The sequence below is a fragment of the Micromonospora sp. NPDC005291 genome (genome assembly GCF_040607415.1).
In the GTDB taxonomy this organism is placed as follows: Bacteria; Actinomycetota; Actinomycetes; order Mycobacteriales; family Micromonosporaceae; genus Micromonospora.
Genome location: NZ_JBEXGR010000009.1, coordinates 113,912 through 132,547, shown reverse-complemented (window position 1 = coordinate 132,547; position 18,636 = coordinate 113,912). Strand labels below are relative to the sequence as shown.

The 18,636-nt window shown below is 72.8% G+C and carries 16 protein-coding genes and 3 tRNA genes; 8 read left to right on the top strand and 11 right to left on the bottom strand.

What is annotated here, in order from left to right; translation table 11 throughout:
• Nucleotides 1-38: 38 nt before the first annotated feature.
• From ABZT18_RS15260 to ABZT18_RS15250, 3 genes are read right to left on the bottom strand one after another with little or no spacing between them, the layout of a single operon-like run.
• Nucleotides 39-1,157: a cystathionine gamma-lyase gene (locus ABZT18_RS15260; RefSeq protein WP_354997465.1), complete on the bottom strand. Its 1,119-nt coding sequence runs from the start codon at nucleotides 1,155-1,157 to the stop codon at nucleotides 39-41.
• Nucleotides 1,158-1,164: 7 nt separating this feature from the next.
• A complete protein-coding gene (locus tag ABZT18_RS15255; protein WP_354997464.1) occupies nucleotides 1,165-2,172 on the bottom strand; it encodes an NAD(P)H-dependent glycerol-3-phosphate dehydrogenase in 1,008 nt (335 codons plus the stop codon).
• Nucleotides 2,169-2,906: a lysophospholipid acyltransferase family protein gene (locus tag ABZT18_RS15250; RefSeq protein ID WP_354997463.1), complete on the bottom strand. Its 738-nt coding sequence runs from the start codon at nucleotides 2,904-2,906 to the stop codon at nucleotides 2,169-2,171. The genes ABZT18_RS15255 and ABZT18_RS15250 overlap by 4 nt, the downstream gene beginning before the upstream one ends.
• A gap of 127 nt (nucleotides 2,907-3,033) precedes the next feature.
• On the opposite strand from ABZT18_RS15250, the gene cofC reads away from it, so the two are divergent.
• From cofC to ABZT18_RS15225, 5 genes are read left to right on the top strand one after another with little or no spacing between them, the layout of a single operon-like run.
• Nucleotides 3,034-3,681, top strand: coding sequence for a 2-phospho-L-lactate guanylyltransferase (gene cofC, locus ABZT18_RS15245; protein WP_354997462.1), 648 nt, complete (start codon nucleotides 3,034-3,036; stop codon nucleotides 3,679-3,681).
• A gap of 23 nt (nucleotides 3,682-3,704) precedes the next feature.
• Nucleotides 3,705-3,902, top strand: coding sequence for a cold-shock protein (locus ABZT18_RS15240; RefSeq protein ID WP_354997461.1), 198 nt, complete (start codon nucleotides 3,705-3,707; stop codon nucleotides 3,900-3,902).
• 54 nt (nucleotides 3,903-3,956) lie between these two features.
• Nucleotides 3,957-6,317 carry an RNA degradosome polyphosphate kinase gene (locus ABZT18_RS15235; RefSeq protein WP_354997460.1) on the top strand — a complete coding sequence of 787 codons (2,361 nt, stop codon included), beginning with the start codon at nucleotides 3,957-3,959 and terminating at the stop codon, nucleotides 6,315-6,317.
• Nucleotides 6,318-6,341: 24 nt separating this feature from the next.
• Nucleotides 6,342-7,862 (top strand): CYTH and CHAD domain-containing protein, encoded by a 1,521-nt coding sequence (locus tag ABZT18_RS15230; protein WP_354997459.1) that lies wholly within the window; start codon nucleotides 6,342-6,344, stop codon nucleotides 7,860-7,862.
• Nucleotides 7,850-8,728, top strand: a complete 879-nt coding sequence (locus tag ABZT18_RS15225; RefSeq protein WP_354997458.1) for an NUDIX hydrolase — start codon at nucleotides 7,850-7,852, stop codon at nucleotides 8,726-8,728. Before ABZT18_RS15230 ends, ABZT18_RS15225 begins: the two co-directional genes overlap by 13 nt.
• A 6-nt stretch (nucleotides 8,729-8,734) precedes the next feature.
• On the opposite strand, the gene ABZT18_RS15220 is transcribed toward ABZT18_RS15225, so the two are convergent.
• The 4 genes from ABZT18_RS15220 to leuC form a co-directional block, all read right to left on the bottom strand.
• A complete protein-coding gene (locus tag ABZT18_RS15220; RefSeq protein ID WP_354997457.1) occupies nucleotides 8,735-10,690 on the bottom strand; it encodes an endonuclease/exonuclease/phosphatase family protein in 1,956 nt (651 codons plus the stop codon).
• Between the two features lie 139 nt (nucleotides 10,691-10,829).
• Nucleotides 10,830-11,522 carry an HU family DNA-binding protein gene (locus ABZT18_RS15215; RefSeq protein WP_354997456.1) on the bottom strand — a complete coding sequence of 231 codons (693 nt, stop codon included), beginning with the start codon at nucleotides 11,520-11,522 and terminating at the stop codon, nucleotides 10,830-10,832.
• 172 nt (nucleotides 11,523-11,694) lie between these two features.
• A complete protein-coding gene (gene leuD / locus ABZT18_RS15210) occupies nucleotides 11,695-12,282 on the bottom strand; it encodes a 3-isopropylmalate dehydratase small subunit (RefSeq protein ID WP_354997455.1) in 588 nt (195 codons plus the stop codon).
• 14 nt (nucleotides 12,283-12,296) lie between these two features.
• Nucleotides 12,297-13,742: a 3-isopropylmalate dehydratase large subunit gene (leuC, locus tag ABZT18_RS15205; RefSeq protein ID WP_354997454.1), complete on the bottom strand. Its 1,446-nt coding sequence runs from the start codon at nucleotides 13,740-13,742 to the stop codon at nucleotides 12,297-12,299.
• A 49-nt stretch (nucleotides 13,743-13,791) separates the two neighbouring features.
• On the opposite strand from leuC, the gene ABZT18_RS15200 reads away from it, so the two are divergent.
• Complete coding sequence (locus ABZT18_RS15200) at nucleotides 13,792-14,478, top strand: IclR family transcriptional regulator (RefSeq protein ID WP_091393133.1); 687 nt, start codon at nucleotides 13,792-13,794, stop codon at nucleotides 14,476-14,478.
• A gap of 233 nt (nucleotides 14,479-14,711) precedes the next feature.
• On the opposite strand, the gene ABZT18_RS15195 is transcribed toward ABZT18_RS15200, so the two are convergent.
• From ABZT18_RS15195 to ABZT18_RS15180, 4 genes are all read right to left on the bottom strand, one after another.
• A tRNA-Glu gene (locus tag ABZT18_RS15195) sits at nucleotides 14,712-14,784 on the bottom strand.
• 150 nt (nucleotides 14,785-14,934) lie between these two features.
• Nucleotides 14,935-15,007, bottom strand: a tRNA-Glu gene (locus ABZT18_RS15190).
• A 135-nt stretch (nucleotides 15,008-15,142) separates the two neighbouring features.
• Nucleotides 15,143-15,214 (bottom strand) — tRNA-Gln (locus tag ABZT18_RS15185).
• A gap of 108 nt (nucleotides 15,215-15,322) precedes the next feature.
• A complete protein-coding gene (locus ABZT18_RS15180; protein ID WP_110562480.1) occupies nucleotides 15,323-16,126 on the bottom strand; it encodes a fumarylacetoacetate hydrolase family protein in 804 nt (267 codons plus the stop codon).
• Between the two features lie 174 nt (nucleotides 16,127-16,300).
• Here ABZT18_RS15180 and ABZT18_RS15175 point away from each other — a divergent pair, with 174 nt between their 5' ends.
• Nucleotides 16,301-17,734 carry a hypothetical protein gene (locus ABZT18_RS15175; protein WP_354997453.1) on the top strand — a complete coding sequence of 478 codons (1,434 nt, stop codon included), beginning with the start codon at nucleotides 16,301-16,303 and terminating at the stop codon, nucleotides 17,732-17,734.
• Nucleotides 17,735-17,769: 35 nt separating this feature from the next.
• Nucleotides 17,770-18,636, top strand: coding sequence for a 3-methyladenine DNA glycosylase (locus tag ABZT18_RS15170; protein ID WP_354997452.1), 867 nt, complete (start codon nucleotides 17,770-17,772; stop codon nucleotides 18,634-18,636).

Sequence of the window (18,636 nt, the reverse complement as noted above, 5' to 3'; positions counted from 1 at the left end):
TCCGGTCGGGCCGCCGGTGCGGCCGCCGACACCCTAACTCAGACCGGCCCGGCGGCGTCCAACGCGACGGCGATGTCGGCCACCAGGTCGTCCGTGTCCTCCGCTCCGCAGGAGAGCCGGACGAAGCCCGGGGCCGTGTCGTCGCCCCACTGCGCCCGCCTGTCGGCGGTCGTGTGGAGGCCACCGAAGGAGGTGGCCGCCGCCACCAGCCGGGCGGCGTCGATGAAGCGAGCCACCCGGTCGGCATCGCCGAGGTCGAACGAGAGCACGCCGGGCATCCGGCGCATCTGCGCCGACGCGACCGGGTACGCGGGGTCGTCCGGCCGCCCCGGCCAGCGCAGACCGGTCACGTCCCGTCGACCGGCGAGCAGCTCGACGACGGCGGCGGCGTTCGCGCTCTGCCGGGCCAGCCGCAGGTCGAGGGTGGCCAGCGACCGGTGCGCCAGCCAGGCGTCGAACGCGCCCGGGACCGCCCCGGTGGTGGTACGCCAGGTCGTCACCGCCGCGATCAGCTCGGTGGACCGGCTGGCCAGGTAGCCCAGCAGCAGGTCGGAGTGGCCGGTGAGCGCCTTCGTGCCGGAGGCGACCACCAGGTCGGCGCCGAGGTCCAGCGGGCGCTGACCGAGCGGAGTGGCCGTGGTGTTGTCGACCGCGAGCAGCGCACCGGCGGCGTGCGCCCTCTCGGCGAGGGCCGCCACGTCGACCACGTCCAGGCCCGGGTTGGCCGGCGTCTCCACCAGCACCAGCCGGACGCCCTCAAGCGACGGGTACGGTCCGACGGTCGGCACGAAGAGCACCTGAACGCCGAGCGCCTCCAGCACGTCGGTGGCGAACGCCCGGACCGGGAAGTATCCGTCGCTGGGCAGCACCACGGTGTCCCCGGGGCGCAGCAGGGTCAGCAGCATCCCGGTGATGGCGGCCTGGCCGGTCGCGAAAACGCGGCAGTCACCGCCCTCCAGCTCACCCACGGCCGCCTCCAGCAGCCGCCGGGTCGGGTTGTCGGGGCGGCCGTAGCCGTTCGGCGATCCGGCCGGGCCCTCCCACGGGTCGAGGTGGTACGGCGCGGCGAAGACCGGCCCCGGCAGGAACGGGTCCCCCGGTGCCGGCTCGGGCAGCCCGGCGCGTACGCAGCGGGTGCCGTCTCCCAGATCGCTCATCGAATCCTCACTCGTACGACTCAGGCTTGGCTGTCCGGCTCATTAGAGCTTCCACGGCGAGGCGCGGGTCCATCCCCTCGTGGCAGATCCGCTCGACGTGCTCGGTAATCGGCATTTCGACCCCGTGTGCCCGGGCCAGATCACGGATCGCCAGGCAGCTCTTCACGCCCTCGGCGGTCTGCCGGGTGGCGGCCTGGGCCTGCTCCAGCGTCTCGCCGCGGCCCAGGTGCTCCCCGAAGGTGCGGTTGCGGGCCAGCGGAGAGGAGCAGGAGGCGACCAGGTCACCCATCCCCGCCAGGCCGGCGAAGGTGATCGGGTCCGCGCCGAGCGCCACGCCCAGTCGGGCCGTCTCGGCCAGCCCACGGGTCATCAACATGGCCCGGGTGTTGTCGCCGAAACCCATCGCGGTCGCGATGCCGTACGACAGGGCGATCACGTTCTTGACCGCCCCGCCCAGCTCACAGCCGATCACGTCGTCGTTGGTGTACGGGCGTAGGTACGGCGTCCGGATCGACGCCTGCACGAGCGCGGTGCGGTGGCTGTTCGTCCCGGCGACCACGGTCGCGGCGGGCTGCTCGGCGGCGATCTCCGGAGCCAGGTTGGGGCCGGACACGACGACCACCCGGTCCGCGGCGACACCGGCGGTCTCCACGATGACCTCGCTCATCCGCTTGGTGGTGCCGAGCTCGATGCCCTTCATCAGCGACACCAGGGTGGAGTCCGGGTGCAGGTGCCCGGCCCATTCGGCGAGGTTGCCGCGCAGGGTCTGCGACGGCACGGCCAGCACCACCATCTCGGCACCGGTGATCGCCTCGGCGGCGTCGGCGGTGGCGGTGACCCGGGCCGGCAGCAGCAGGTCGGGCAGGTACTCCGGGTTGCGGCGCTCGGTCCGGATGCTCTCGGCGACCGGCGCCCGACGGGCCCACACCGTCACGTCCCGCCCCGCGTCGGCGAGGATCTTGGCGAACGCCGTGCCCCAGGAGCCGGCACCGAGCACCGCGACGTGGCCGTTCACGCCACGTCGCCCTGCTGCTCGTGCCCGACGGAGGACCGGGCGGGTCGCTCCCACAGCGGCGGCGGGGTGCCGCCACGGATCTCGGCGAGCATGTCCCGCAGCCGCAACATGATGGTGTCCGTCATCTCCTCGAGGGTGTCCCGCGTCGGCTGGCCGTCCGCCCACCGACTCAGGTCGATCGGTTCCCCGGCGACAACGGTCACCGGGATCCGGGGGCGCAGGTTGATGCGGGTGGTCCGTGGGTCGAAGATCCGTTCCGGCCCCCACATCACCACCGGTACGACGGGGGCCCCGGTGGCGAGGGCCAGCCGGGCGGCACCGGTCTTGGCCTTCATCGGCCACAGATCCGGCTGTCGGGTGGTGGTGCCCTCCGGGTAGATCACCACGGCGCCGCCCTCGTCGAGCGCGGCGACCAGAGCGTCCAGGGAGCGGACGGCGTCGACGCTGCCTCGCTCGACCGGGATCTGCCGGCACTGGCGCAGGATCCAGCCGACCACCGGCACCTGGAAGACGCTGACCTTGCCCAGGTACTGCGGCCAACGCCCGGAGTCGTAGATGAAGTGCGCGGAGACCAGCGGGTCAGCGTGCGAGATGTGGTTCGCCACGAGGATCACGCCGCCGTCGTGGCCGAGGTGCTCCTGGCCGCGCCAGGTACGCCGGGTCCAGACGATCATCACCGGCTTGACCAGCACCACGGCGAACCGTCGCCAGAACCCCAGCCTCCGCCATGCCACTGTGCCTCCTCGTCGCGCCCCAAGCCCGCCGCGAACACCGTCCACGACACCCGCAGCGGAAATCATGCCTGCTCGCCCCCGGTACGGCCAGAGAGGGTCCCAGTGGCCGGCTGGCAGGATTGCGGGCGTGAGTCAGCCGAGGTGGGCCGTGGTGGTGCCGGTGAAGCGTCTGGCCGCCGCCAAGAGCCGGCTGCGGGGCGCGCTGCCCGGCGTACCGCACGAGGAGCTGGCGCTGGCCCTGGCGGTCGACACGCTCCGCGCGGTGCTGGCCTGCCCGGCGGTCGCCGAGGCCCTGGTGGTCACCGACGACGCCCGGGTGGCGGCGGCGGCGCGGGCCGCCGGCGCGCGGGTGCTCCGCGACGAGCCGGACGCCGGCCTGAACGCCGCGTTTCGGCACGGCGCGGCGGGCACCATCGCCGGGTGGGTGGCCGGGCTCACCGCCGACCTGCCGGCGCTGCGCCCGGCCGAACTGACCGGCGCACTGCTCGCGGCGCAGAACGGCCGGCCGGGGGTACGCCGGTTCGTGCCGGACGCACCCGGCGGCGGCACGGTGCTGCTCACCGCCCCGCCGGGCGTACCCCTGGATCCCCGCTTCGGGATGGGCTCGGCGGTCGCGCATACGGCGAGCGGAGCGCTGCCGCTGACCGGCGACTGGCCCAGCCTGCGCCGGGACGTGGACACCGCCGCGGACCTGGCCGCCGCCGCCCGGCTCGGGCTGGGGCCGCGCACCGCCGCCCTCGTCGCCGCCGGCCGCCCGGCCCGCTCCACGGGCTGACCCCCCGGGTGTACGGTGCCAGCATGCAGGGCACGGTGGCCAGCTACGACGCGGCGACGCGCAGCGGTGTCCTGCTGCTCGACGACGGCACCGAGATGTGCTTCCCCGCCCGGGCCTTCGACGCCTCCGGGCTGCGGCTGCTCCGGCTCGGCCAGCGGGTTCACATCGACACCGATCCCGACGGCGAGGTCGTCCGGGTGACATTGCCGACGATGATCTGAGCCGGCGAGGCCAAGTTCATTTTGCGTTAACCGCAATCGGGTGATTATGAGCGGGTGAGCACCCCTCGCGAGCACCCGGACCGCCCGCCCGCCACCGACCTCCGCAACGGCTCCCGCGCCCGCGGCACCGACGGCCGCTTCCGCCCCTCCCGGGCCGAGCGTGCCGGCGCCGCCCGCGCCGACACCCTGGCCGACGACCCGGGTGCCGCCTCCTCCGGTCTGGACGAGGTCCTCGACCCCGCGCCGCCCATCGAGGCGGACGGCCCGGCCGCCGGTGGCGTCCACCAGGTGCTGACGAGCGGCCTGCCGACCGGCGGCGAGGACGAGGACGACGAACCGGCGGCGGCCCCACCGCTGCCGGAGGACCGGTTCCTCAACCGGGAGCTCTCCTGGCTCGACTTCAACGCCCGGGTGCTCACCCTGGCCGAGGATCAGCGCACCCCACTGCTGGAACGGGCCAAGTTCCTGGCGATCTTCGCGAGCAACCTCGACGAGTTCTACATGGTGCGGATCGCCGGGCTGAAACGGCGGCTCTCCGCCGGCCTGCCGGTGCGGGGCGGGGACCGGCTGCCCCTGCGTACCCAGTTGGAGCTGATCGCCGAGCGGACCGCCACGCTGGTCGCCCGGCACGCCGCCTGCTTCGTCGACGACGTGCTGCCCAAACTTGCCGACGAGGGCATCCGGATACTGCGCTGGGCCGAGCTGGGCGACCACGAGCGGGAGCGGCTGCGCACCTACTTCCGGGAGCACATCTTCCCGGTGCTGACCCCGCTCGCGGTGGACCCGGCGCACCCGTTCCCGTACATCTCGGGGCGGTCGCTGAACCTCGCGGTGGCGGTCCGTGACCCCGATGGCGGCTCTGAGCTGTTCGCCCGGGTGAAGGTGCCCAACAACGTCCCCCGCTTCGTCCGGGTGGACCGGGACCAGCCGGGCGTACGGATGCTGCCGGTGGAGGACCTGATCTCGGTCCACCTCGGGCAACTGTTCAGCGGCATGCAGGTGGTCGAGTGCCACCTGTTCCGGGTCACCCGCAACGCCGAGGTGGAGGTCGACGAGGACCGCGACGAGGACCTGCTCCAGGCCCTGGAGCGGGAGCTGGCCCGGCGCCGGTTCGGCCCGCCGGTCCGGCTGGAGGTGGCCGCGTCCATCTCCGACCACATGCTGGAGCTGCTCGTCCGCGAGCTGGACATGGACGACCAGGACGTGCTGCGGGTGCCCGGGCTGCTGGACCTGTCCGCGCTGTGGCAGGTCTACGGCGAAGCCGACCGGCCGGACCTCAAGGACCCGCCGTTCGTGCCGGCCACCCATCCGCGGCTCGCCGAGGGTGAGGTGCCGCGCAGCGTCTTCTCCACCCTGCGCGACGGGGACATCCTGGTGCACCACCCGTACCACTCGTTCGCCACCAGCGTGCAGCGCTTCATCGAGCAGGCCGCCGCCGATGAGAACGTGCTGGCCATCAAGCAGACCCTCTACCGCACCAGCGGTGACTCGCCGATCGTCGACGCGCTGGTCGACGCCGCCGCCGCCGGCAAGCAGGTGGTGGTGCTGGTGGAGGTGAAGGCCCGTTTCGACGAGGTGGCCAACATCGGCTGGGCCCGCACGCTGGAACGCGCCGGCTGCCACGTGGTGTACGGGCTGGTGGGTCTGAAGACGCACTGCAAGACCGCGCTGGTGGTCCGCCAGGAGGGCAACCAGATCCGCCGGTACTGCCACATCGGCACCGGCAACTACCACCCGAAGACGGCCCGGCTGTACGAGGACTTCGGCATGCTCACCGCCGACCCGGAGATCGGCGCCGACCTCACCGACCTGTTCAACGTGCTCACCGGGTACAGCCGGCAGACCGCGTACCGGCGGTTGCTGGTCGCCCCGCAGGGCATCCGCAGCGGCCTGATCGAGCGGATCGAGCGGGAGATCTCCCACGTCCGGCTGGGCATGCCCGGCCTGGTCCAGTTCAAGGTCAACTCGCTGGTCGACGAGGGGGTGACCGACGCGCTGTACCGGGCCTCCCAGGCCGGCGTACACGTCGACCTGCTCATCCGGGGCATGTGCACGCTGCGGCCGGGGGTGCCGGGGTTGTCGGAGAACATCCGGGTCCGTTCGATCCTCGGCCGTTTCCTGGAGCACTCCCGGGTCTTCCGGTTCGGCAACAACGGCGAGGCCGAGTTCTGGATGGGCTCGGCCGACCTGATGCACCGCAACCTCGACCGCCGGGTGGAGGCGCTGGTGCAGGTGAGCGACCCGATCGCCCGCGCCGAACTGGACCATGTGCTGACCGCCGCGATGAGCCCCGACGTGGACGCGTTCGAGCTGGCCGGTGACGGCAGCTGGACCCGGCGTACCGACGGTGACGACGCGCCCCGGGCGCATCTGCAGGAACTGCTGCTGCGCCGCGTCGGTGGCACGGCCAGCTGACCGATCAGCGCATAGGCTGAACTGATGGTCGAGGAGGAGCAGAAGTACGAGGTGGACGACGCCTACGTGCTGCCGGACCTGGCCGCCACGGCCCCGGCCGGGGGTCGGATCCGGGCGCTGCCACCGGTGACACTGGTCGCCCGCTACCTCGACACGGTCGACCTGCGGCTGGCTCGCGCAGGCGCCTCACTGCGCCACCGCCGGGGCGACGAGCTGCCCTGGACGGTGAAGCTGCCGACCGGGACGCCGGGGGTTCGGCACGAGATCTCCCGCCCCGGGCCCAAGGGACAACCGCCGGTCGAGCTGGTGGAGCTGGTCACCGTCCTGCACCGGGGGGCGCCCCTGGCCCCGGTGACGGTGGTCCGGACGGTCCGCCACGCGTACGAGGTGTGTGACAGGGCCGGCACGGTGCTCGCCGAGGTGGTGGACGACCGGGTGACCGTGCTCGACGACGCCGGCGTCACCACTGGTGCGTTCCGCGAGCTGGAGGTGGAGCTCAAGGCCGGCGACCGGAAGCTGCTCGACCGGATCGGCACGGTGCTGCGCGAGGCTGGCGCCCAGGGCGGCTCGTTCACCCCCAAGCACGTACGGGCGCTGGGCGCGACGGCGCAGGCCGAACCGGATCTGGTCGCGCCGGTCGGGCTGACCGCCGAACCGAGCGCTGGCGACGTGGTGACCGAGGCGGTCCGCAAGGAGATCCGCCGGCTGCTCGCGCACGACCCGCTGGTCCGGCTGCGCGCCCCGGCCGCCGGTGGCGACACCGCCGTGCACCAGATGCGGGTGGCCTGCCGACGCCTCCGCAGCGATCTGCGCACCTTCAAACCGCTGGTCCGCAGGACCTGGTCCCGTCCGCTGCGCACCGAGCTGCGCTGGCTGGCCGGTGTCCTCGGTGCCGCCCGCGACGCCGAGGTGCTGCGCGAGCGGCTACGCCGCACGGCGAGCGCCGACCCGCTCAGCCCTCTCGATCAGGCCGCGGTGGACCGGCTGGACGAGGTGCTCACCCAACGGCAGCGGCAGGCGCTCGCCGCGATCGACGAGGTGCTGCGCTCGGCGCGCTACCTGGCCCTGGTGGACACCCTGGTGCTGGCCTCCCGCGCGCCCCGGCTCACCCGCGGGGCCGCGGCCCCGGCTGCGGAGGCGCTGCCCGCGCTGGTGGCCCGACCGTGGGCGCGGCTGACCGGGCCGGAGGGCGTCGAGGGGCTCGGCGCGCAGACGCCGGATGAACGCTGGCACGCCGTCCGCAAGGAGGCCAAGCAGACCCGGTACGCGGTCAACGCGGTGGCGCCAACGGTCAGCATGGGCGCTCGCCGGCTGTCCCGCGCCCTTGCCGGCGTGCAGGACGTGCTCGGCGAGCACCAGGATGCGGCAGTGGCAGCGGACACCTGGCTGGAGATCGCCGCCGAGCGGCCGGACGACCACGCGCTGGCGGTCACCGCCGGGCGGCTGGCCGAGCGGGAACGCGAGTCGGTACGCCGAATGCGGGGGCTCTTCCCAGCCGCCTGGCATCGGGCCACCCGACGGCGGCGGACCAGTTGGCTGCCGTGATCGGCATCCGGGCGGCGGGCGGGGTGGCCTGGCGGCCGTCCGCTGACGGCGTACACGTCTGCGTGGTGCACCGCCCCCGCTACGGCGACTGGACGCTGCCGAAGGGCAAGCTGGAGCCGGGCGAGCAGCCGCTGGCCGCGGCGGTCCGCGAGGTGGCCGAGGAGGCCGACGTGCGGGGCGTGCCGCAGGTCCGGCTGCCGTCGGTGCGGTACCGCAGCGAGGGGCAGGCCAAGCTGGTCGACTACTGGTCGATGCTCGCCGTGGCCAGCGGCGGTTTCCAACCGGGCACCGAGGTGGACGACATCCGCTGGCTCGCGGTGGACGACGCGATCCGGTTGGTCAGCTACCCACACGACGCCGAGGTGCTGTCGGCGTTCGCCGCGCTGCCGCCGGTGACCGCGACGGTCGCGCTGGTTCGGCACGCGCACGCGGGTAAGCGGGCCACCTGGTCCGGCCCGGACGTCGGGCGGCCCCTGGATGCCGAGGGGTGGGCCCAGGCGACGGCGCTGGGCGGCCTGATCGCCCTGATCCGACCGGCCCGGTTGGTGTCGGCGTCACCGCGACGCTGCGTGCAGACCCTGGACCCGGCCGCCGCGCTGCTCGACCTGCCGATCGAGATCTGCGGCGACCTGGACGAGCCACAGCCCGGCCAGCAGAGCGACGAACAGATCCTTGCCACCGCCGCCCGGCTGCTGGAGCTGGCCAGCGCCGGTGGGCAGGTGGCGGTGTGCAGTCAGGGCAAGGTGCTGCCGGGCGCGTTGGAGCAGCTGACCGGCCGCACCGACGAGGACTTCACTACCCCCAAGGGCGGCGGTTGGTTGCTCGCCTTCACCGCCGACCGGCTGCTGTCCGCCGACCGCCTGTAGCGCCCGTCAGCGGGGCGGAAGGGTCAGGGTCACCGCGACCGGAAGATGGTCGCTGGCCGTGCTGCCCGGCGCCACCGGGTCGCTGGGGGTCAGGCCGGGCGAGACGAAGATGTGGTCGATCTGCTGACGTGGGTCGTCAGCCGGGCTGGTCGCCAGCGGCCGGGCCGCCGCCAACGCGTCGACCAGGCCCGCGTTGGTGAACTGCCCGAACGCCTCGTCGCCCGGCTCCGTGTTCAGGTCGCCGGCCACCACCAGGGGCCGGCCGGCCGCGTACCCGGTGGCGAAGTCGGCGACCGCGCGGGCCTGGACCACCGGGCCCTGGCCGGGCGGAGGTTGCAGGTGGGTGCTGACCACGGCGGTACGGACGCCGGCGCCGAGGTCCAGCGTGACGGCGAGCGCCTGCGCGCCGGTGGGCGCCCCGACGGCCGGCAGCGGAAGGGTCCGCGGATCGCTCACCGGCCAACGGCTGAGCACCGCGTCACCCCAGACGGGGTCGGCCGCCGGCCCGAAGACGTACGGCATGCCGAGCCGGTCGGCCAGCAGATCCAGGGTGTCGTGCCCGCCGTTGAGCAGCCAGGCCCGGTCCACCTCGCTGAGCAGCACCACGTCGGGCCGTTGCCGCTCGACGGTCTCGGTGAGCCCGGTCAGGTCGAACCGGCCGTCCAGCCCGAAACCCATCCGGATGTTGTACGCCACCACGGTCAGCCGCTCCGGCGGGCCGTCCCGGTTGCTGGCCACCGGCACCTCGTCGGCGAGCACCGGTGCCAGCAGGGCCAGCGCGGTGACCGCGGCGGCGGCCCGTAGCGGCGGAAACGGCCCAGGCACCCGGTGTACGGCGGGACGGGCGGCAACGGCCACGGCCGCCACCAGCCCGGCGACCACGACGGGCACCGCCGCGTTGGGATAGCCGAGGTCGTAGGCGGAGTAGTACCCGACCGCCCCCAGCGCGAAGACGAGCATGCCGGCGGCGACCGCGTACCCCCGGCGGGCCGCCGACCGCCTGCTGGCCGAGGTGTCGCTGTCGTCGTCAGTGTCCGGAGGGCTGGCTTCGTCGCCTCGGTGGCCTTCGTCGCCTGGGTGGCGGGCTTGATCGCTCAGGGCGAGGCAGGTGCCGAGACCGACGGCGGTGAGCAGGATGGCCGGGAGGAGCAGGTCGCCCCGGTCCAGGGCGAACAGCACCGCGCCGGCCAGCAGCGCCACCGGCCCGTACGCTCTGCCCCACCGCCGGGGAGGCCGGGTCAACGCGGTGAGCAGGAACCCGGCAACCGCCACCGGCACCGGTGCCAGGCCGAACAACGGCGAACGAGCCACACCGTCCCCGGCGGCCAGGTACGACATCCCGCTCCGGGCCAGCGCCGGGGAGAGCGCCACCATTCCGGCCAGCAGCAGCGCCGGCCCGGCCAGTAGCCAGGCTCGGGCACCACCGGCGCTTGGCTGCGCCGTGCCGGCCCGGGTGCCGGGCTGCGCCGTGCCGAGCAGGAACAGCGCCACCGCGACGGAGCTGAGCAGCCAGGCCACCCAGTCGCCCCGCCAGACCAGGTCGAAGGTGTCCAGCACTGCGTGCAGGGCCGCGTTGAGCGCGAACCCCAACGCCAGCCCCGGGACCGGTCGGTCGGTGTCGGCGGCGACGCCAACCAGCCAGACCAACCCGGCGAGCAGACCCGCGGTGGCCAACCAGAGCTGCGTACGCCCGCCGGGAGCGGCGGTGAGCGTGAGCCGGGCGACGGCGAGCAGAACGGCGGCGACGACCGTGACCGGGCGGGCTCCGACCCGGCGGACCAGCGCGGGGGCGCCCAACGCGAGCACGAACCAGCCCAGGGCGAACGCGCCCATCAGCTCGGCCGGGGTGGATGCCGCCTGGCCGAAGATGGTGATGATGCCGGGCAGCCAGACCCGCAGAACGTCGATGAGGAGGATGACGCCCAGCGCGAGCGTCCCGGTGGCGATCTGGCGGTAGCGCACCGGCGCCCCATTTCCCGTCGGCGGGCCGGCGGAGGGACGCCGGCACGGCGATTCTGCGCGACCGAGCCGACCGGGTCAACGGTCCCCGTACGGCGAAAGGGCGCTCACCCACGGGTGAACGCCCTTTCGCAGAGGTCGGTCAGCGCTTGCTGGCCGCCTTCTTCGCTGGAGCCTTCTTCGCCGGCGACTTCTTGGCCGCCGTGCTCTTGCTCGCCGCCGCGGTGGTCTTCTTCGCCGCGGTCGACCGGGTCGCCGCGGTGGTCTTCTTCGCCGGGGCGGTCTTCTTGCTGGCGGCCGTCTTGGTCGCCGTGGTGCTCTTGCCCGCCTTGGCCGGGGCGGTCTTCTTGCTGGCGGCCGTCTTGGTCGCCGTGGTGCTCTTGCCCGCCTTGGCCGGGGCGGTCTTCTTGCTGGCAGCCTTGGCTGCGGTTGCCTTGGTGCCCGCTGCCTTGGCGGTGGTTGCCTTGGTGCCGGCCGCCTTGGCGGTGGTTGCCTTGGTGCCCGCCGCCTTGGCGGTGGCGGTGGCGGTCTTCTTCGTCGCCGCCGTGGCCTTCGGCACCTTGCCGCTGGCCACCATCTCCTTGAACCCGGCGCCGGGGCGGAAGGTCGGGACAGATGTCTTCTTGACCTTCACCGCCTCGCCGGTACGCGGGTTGCGCGCTGTTCGCGCGCCACGCACACGCTTTTCGAATGCTCCGAATCCGGTGATCGCCACCTTCTCGCCCTTGGTGACCGCCGCCTGGACCTCGGTGAGGACCGCCTCGAGGGCGTTCGTCGCCGTCTTCCGGTCCCCCAGGCGAACAGCGAGCGCCTCAATGAGCTCGGCCTTGTTCACGACTTCCTCCCGATTGTGCAACTGACTCGTCGCGAGCCATTCTGCGCGCACGGTATGCCCTGTGCTGCCGGGACACAAACATTCGGTAGAAAAAATCCCTTGTGTCGTAACGGATTCACCCCCACCGGTTGGACCGATGGGGGTGGAATCCGCTGTGCGACCGGGCGTACGGCTATGCCACGGAGGGCAGGAACGGCAGTCGACGCGCCTCGTAGGAGTCGATGTCGGCGGCGTGCCGGAGGGTGAGTCCAATGTCGTCGAGGCCCTCCAGCAGCCGCCAGCGGCTGAAATCGTCCAGCGGGAACGACCAGCTGGCGTCCCCGGCCCGGAGCTGGCGGGCGGTCAGGTCGACGGTCACCTGGATGGTCGGATCCGCCTCGACCAGGGCCCACAACTCTTCGACGGCTTTCAATTCCAACTCGACCGGCAACAGACCTTCCTTGAGGGCGTTGCCGCGGAAGATGTCGCCGAATCGGGGGGCCACCACCGCACGGAAGCCCCAGTCCCGCAGTGCCCAGACGGCGTGCTCCCGGGAGGAGCCGGTGCCGAACTCCGGGCCGGCGATCAGGATCGACGCCCCAGAATAGGTTTCATCGTTGAGCACGAATGTCGGATCTTCCCGCCACGCGCTGAACAGCCCGTCGGCGAAGCCCGTCCGGGTCACCCGCTTGAGGTACACGGCCGGGATGATCTGGTCGGTGTCCACGTTGGACCGCCGAAGCGGCACGGCGGTGCCGGTGTGGGTGGTGAACTTGTCCATCTCCTCGGTCCCTTCTACAGGTCGGCGGGGGCAGCCAGCCGGCCAACCACGGCGGTGGCGGCGGCGACCGGCGGGGAAACCAGGTGGGTACGCCCACCCCGGCCCTGACGGCCCTCGAAGTTGCGGTTCGAGGTGGAGGCGGAGCGCTCGCCCGGCTTGAGCGTGTCGGGGTTCATCCCCAGACACATGGAGCAGCCGGCGAACCGCCACTCGGCCCCCGCGTCGGCGAAGACCTTGTCCAGCCCCTCAGCCTCGGCGGCCTCCCGCACGGAGGCCGAACCGGGCACCACGAGCATCCGGACGCCGTCGGCGACCCTGTGGCCGCGCAGCACGTCAGCGGCGGCCCGCAGGTCCTCCAGTCGACCGTTCGTGCAGGAGCCCACGAAGACCACGTCGATGGGCAGCTCCCGCAGCGGGGTGCCGGGGCGCAGATCCATGTACTCCAGAGCGCGGCGGGCCGCGGTGCGCTCCGAGTCGGTGGCGAACTCCTCCGGGTCCGGCACTGGCGCGCTCAGCGGCGCACCCTGCCCGGGGTTGGTGCCCCAGGTGACGAACGGGGTGACCCGGCTGGCGTCCAGGGTCACCTCGGCGTCGAAGCGCGCGCCCTCGTCGGTGGGCAGCGTCCGCCACCACGCCAATGCCGCGTCCCAGTCCGCGCCCTGCGGCGCGTTCGGTCGGCCCTTGAGGTACGCGAAGGTGGTCTCGTCCGGCGCGATCATGCCGGCCTTGGCGCCCCACTCGATGGACATGTTGGCGATGGTCATCCGCCCCTCCATGGAGAGGGCCTGGATCGCCTCGCCGCGGTACTCGACGATGTGACCACGACCCCCGCCGGTGCCGACCTGGGTGATCAGCGCGAGCACCAGATCCTTGGCGGTGACGCCGGGGGCGAGGCGGCCGGTGACGTTCACGGCCATCGTCTTCGGCCGGCTCTGCGGCAGCGTCTGGGTCGCCAGCACGTGCTCCACCTCGCTGGTGCCGATGCCGAAGGCGAGCGCGCCGAACGCGCCGTGGGTGGCGGTGTGCGAGTCGCCGCAGACGATCGTCAGGCCCGGCTGGGTGAGGCCGAGCTGCGGGCCGATCACGTGCACGATGCCCTGGTTCTCGTCGCCGAGCGGGTGCAGCCGCACCCCGAACTCGGCGCAGTTGCGGCGCAGCGTCTCGATCTGCGTACGCGACGTGGGGTCCGCGATGGTGAGCAGGTCACCACGTCGGAGGCGGAACGCCGGGTCGTCGTACCCGGTCGGGGTGTTGTGGTCCTCGGTCGCGAGGGTCAGGTCGGTACGACGCACCGGGCGCCCGGCGAGCCGCAGCCCGTCGAACGCCTGCGGGCTGGTCACCTCGTGCAGCAGGTGCAGGTCGATGAAGAGCAGGTCCGGCTCACCAGCGGCGGACCGTACGACGTGCGCGTCCCAGACCTTCTCGGCCAGGGTCCTCGGCTCAGGAGTGACTCCCACCATCTGGACATCCTAAATTCTGGGAGGTAAGTTTCGGCTTGTGGGACACAGTATGAGCGGTGTCGGCGTTCTCGACAAGGCGGTGGTCATCCTGGCCGCCTGCGTCGACGGCGCCAGCCTGGCCGAACTCGTTGAACGCACCAAGCTGCCCCGAGCCACCGCACACCGGCTGGCACAGGCACTGGAGATTCACCGGATGCTGGTGCGGGACACCCAGGGCAGATGGCGCCCCGGCCCCCGTCTGGGCGAGCTGGCCAACGCCGCACCGGACGTTCTGCTGACCGCCGCCGAGCCACTGCTGGCCGCGCTGCGCGACGCCACCGGTGAGAGCGCACAGCTCTACCTGCGCCGCGCCGACGAGCGGATCTGCGTGGCGGCGGCAGAGCGCGCCAGCGGCCTGCGGGACACCGTTCCGGTCGGCTCGGTGCTGCCGATGACCGCCGGCTCCTCGGCCCAGATCCTGCTCGCCTGGGAGCCGCCGGAGGCGGTGATGCCGCTGCTGCCGCGCAGCAAGTTCACCGGCCGCACCCTGGCCGAGGTCCGCCGCCGTGGCTGGGCGCAGAGCGTCGCCGAGCGGGAGGCCGGCGTGGCGAGCGTCTCCGCCCCGATCCGAGACCGCACCGGCCGCGTGATCGCCTCGGTCAGCATCTCCGGCCCGATCGAGCGCCTGGGCCGCCGCCCCGGCGAACGCCACGCCATGGCGGTAGTAAGAGCGGGCCAACGCCTCTCCGGCCTCTAACCCCCTCTGCCCCTCCCCCGCCGCCCCTCTGCCCGCCGCCGCCCCCTCCGCCCCCTCCGCCGCGTCGATCTAGGGCAGATGGTCGTTGGATGATCTCCGATCGCTGCAATCTGCCCTAGATCGACGCGGCATTTGCACGCGCGCACCCGGCGTGGGACGGGAGGGACGGGGGGTGGGTAGGGGGTGGGACGGAGGAAGGCTCGTCTCGCTAAGCGAGACGAGCCTTCAGTGTGTAGCCCCGACCGGATTCGAACCGGCGCTACCGCCTTGAGAGGGCGGCGTCCTGGGCCACTAGACGACGGGGCCAGAACTTTCGTGCTTCACCGCCCTCGCGGGCGGTGCGGCTGTAGTCTAGCGGCACCGTCGGCTGTGGTGAGCGCGGGGTACGGGACGCGGCAGGGCCCTGGTAAAAGCGAAACAGCCCGCCTCACCAGGTGAGACGGACTGTGCACAATGTAGCCCCGACCGGATTCGAACCGGCGCTACCGCCTTGAGAGGGCGGCGTCCTGGGCCACTAGACGACGGGGCCAGAACTAATTCTGCTCCTCGACCCTTGCGGGCGGAGGAGCTGCACTCTACCAGAGACCACCCTCCGCCCCCGAAGGGGCGGAGTCGAACTCCGTCAGAATCCAGCGTCTGGAAGCTCTCGCGAACTCCAGTAGCGCTGGGGTACCAGGACTCGAACCTAGACTAACTGAACCAGAATCAGTCGGGCTGCCAATTACCCCATACCCCATTGGCCCCTTGCGGCGCCGGGAGTGAACATTACCCTCCCGGTGCCGGCAGGCCAAATCCGATCCCCCCGAACCACCCGTGAGCTGCGGAAACAGGGGCATCCGACAGATCAGGCGACGGGAACCACCGGGTTGGTGAGCTCGCCGATGCCCTCGATCCGCACGGTGACCGTATCCCCCTCGACGAGCGGGCTAACCCCCGCCGGAGTTCCGGTGAGCACGACGTCGCCGGGCAGCAACGTCATCACGTGCGAGATGTACGACACCAGGCCGGCCACGTCGAAGACCATGTCCTTCGTCCGGCCGAGCTGGCGAACCTCCATCTCCTCCGGGTTGCGACCCACCTCACACCGGATCTCCAGGTCGGAGACGTCCAGACCGGTGGTGATCCACGGGCCGATGGGGCAGAACGAGTCGAAGCCCTTGGCCCGGGTCCACTGCCCGTCCGAGCGCTGGAGGTCCCGAGCCGTGACGTCGTTGGCGCAGGTGTAGCCGAAGATGGCGCGTTCGGCGGCGGCCCGGTCGGCGCGGCGCGCGCCCGGAGCCCCGATCACGACCGCCAGCTCCGCCTCGTGCTCGACCTGCTTGGAGAAGATCGGCAGTCGGATGGCGTCCCGGGGGCCGATCACCGAGGTGGACGGCTTGAGGAAGAGCAGCGGCTCCTTGGGCACGTCGTTGCCGAGTTCGGCGGCGTGGTCGGCGTAGTTGCGGCCGACGCAGACGACCTTGCTGGGCAGGATCGGCGAGAGCAGCCGAACGTCGGAGAGGGCCCAACGGGCCCCACTGAAGGACAGTTTGCCGAACGGGTGGCCCTCGATCTCGGCGATGGTCAGGCCCTGCGGCCCGGCCTCCGGTTCGCCTTCGACGGCACCGAACGACATTCCCTTGGCATGGGCAAAACGAGCGATACGCACCCGGCCAATCTAGCCCCGCCGAGACCCTCACCGGCCAGGACTGGCCGTCGGGTGTGCTCAAAGCGTCAGCGCGCGGCACCTTACCGGGGCTGGGGGTGACCGGGGCGCGCTTCCCCACTTCGTACCCGCACGGAGGCAGCCCGCCCCTAGCGTCGGCTCCGGAGGTTCGTTCGTATGCCTGCATCGACACGACACCACAGAGCCCTCGCAGTGTTTGTGCACTGCCTCGGCATCCTCGCGGCCGTGCCGGCCCTGCCGACGGCGGCCCCGGAGGCGGCGGCCGCGCCACGGCCACCGGTCACCACACCACGACCACCCACGGCCACACCGCAGCACACAGCCGCGGGGCCGACCGCCATGCCGTCCACGGCGGCTCAGTCACCGGTCGCGGTGGTCGCGCGGGTGACCGCGGAGCCCACCCCGCCATCGGCGCCACCAGCGATGGCACCACCCTCCCGGGCACCTGCATCGGCACCTCCGCAACAGGTCACGGTGGCGGTCGCCCCGGAGAGCAGCCCGGCGCCGAGGTACCGGATCCAGGTGCGCAACGTGGGCAACGCCCCGATCGACACCACCGTGCGACAGGAGCTGCCGCCCGGCTCGTCGCCGACCGCGATCAGCGGCGGCGGCCAGTCCACCCGGGCTGGGGGTTCCACCACCGAGGTGACCTGGCGGTTGCGGCTGCCGGCACACAGCACCACCACGCTGGGCACCGCGCTCGCCGCGACCGCGCCTGGCCAGCCGCTGACCGCACCGACGTGCGCGTTCACCAGTGACGGCAGCCGGCCGTACGACTGCGCCACGGCCACCTGGATGGCCGCGGCGGCACCGGCGGCGGAGATCACCGAGGCGCCGCCCTGGCGCCGGTACCCGGTGTTGCTCGGCGGGTTGGCGATCCTGCTGTTGATCAGCGCCGCTCTGGTGTGGGTGTGGCGACGTCGGCGCGGGCGTCGAGTGACGGCTGCCGCACTGGCCACCAGCGGCGGGCCCGACAGTGGCCGCGGGACGATCTATCCCCGCCCGGCTGCCCCGAACCCGGGGAGACGTCGGCGTACCCCGCCGGTCTGGTTGTTGGTGGGTGCGGCCGTGGCGGTGCTGGCCGGCATCGTCGGCACCGCGGGATGGACGGCGACCCGGCAGGTCTCGGAGATCGACACGCAGAAGCAGCCCACCAGCGGCGCGTGGATGGGCACCGGGGTCACCGGGCCGGTGGGCGTGCCGCTGCGTGAGTCGGCGTTCGAGTTCACCGTGTACCGGATGGCCTGCGGCGCGCCCGGCACCGCCGGCAAGGCCAACGGCGGCAGTGCGCCACCGGCCAACGGTCGACGCTGCGAGGCCACCGTGGGTGTACGCAACGTCACCGGCGACCACCAACCCTGGCACAGCCAGCTGCAACGGGCGTACCTGCCCGGCGGGCGCTGGGTGAGCACCGACGAGCCGGCCACGCGAGCGGCCAACCTGGGTCGGGACGTCTTCGCCGACCCGATGGCAGCGGGCACTCGGATGGTGTTCCCGCTGGTCTTCACCGTCGACGGGCGGGACCCGCCCCAGCAGTTGGAGCTGCGCAGCGGGGTGTTCTCGGCCGGTGTCCGGGTGCACATGCCCTGACCGGCGGGGCGGGCGGCGGTCGTACCCTGGGGTGCGTGACCGCCGCCCTCGCCCCTGCCGTGCTCGACGTGGCGGAGTGGCACGCCCGCCGGCGCGCCCACGAGGAGCGGGTGGACGTCTGGTTGACCCCGCACCTGGCCCGCCGACGGCGCGGTGAGCGGCATCCGGTGGCCGACTTCCTGTTCACCTACTACTCGCACCGCCCGGCCCAGCTGCGTCGCTGGCATCCGGGGGCCGGGGTCGAGCTGCGCGACGCCGACCCGGCCGAGTTCGGCCGGGACTACCGCGCCACGACCGCCGGGGTCACCCTCGACACCGAGGCGGTACGCGCGCGGCGCGGCGAGTCGATCGCCTGGATCCGCTCCCTGCTGGCGGCCACTGCCGGGCGGCCGGCGCACTTCGGCTGCTTCGGGATGCACGAGTGGGCGATGGTCTACCGGCAGACCCGTGAGGAGCTGCGGCACAACGCCTGGCCGCTGCGGTTGACCCCGGAGCGGACCGCCGCGGTCGTCGAGGAGCGGGGCGTACGGTGCAGCCACTTCGACGCGTTCCGGTTCTTCACCCCGCCGGCCCGGCCGTTGAACCTGCTCACCCCGACCCGGGAGACGCAGCACGCACACGAGCAGCCGGGCTGCCTGCACGCCAACATGGATCTCTACAAGTGGGCGTACAAGCTGTCCCCGCTGGTCACCTCGGAGCTGGTGGCCGACACGTTCGACCTGGCCAGGGAGATCCGCACGCTGGACATGCGGGCCAGCCCGTACGACCTGGCGGCGCTCGGCTATCCGCCGGTGCGGGTGGAGACTCCGGAAGGGCGGGCGGAGTACGCGGTCGCGCAGCGCGCGTTCGCCGACCGGGCAGCTGTGCTGCGGGACCGGCTGCTCGCTGCCGTCCCGGCCTGA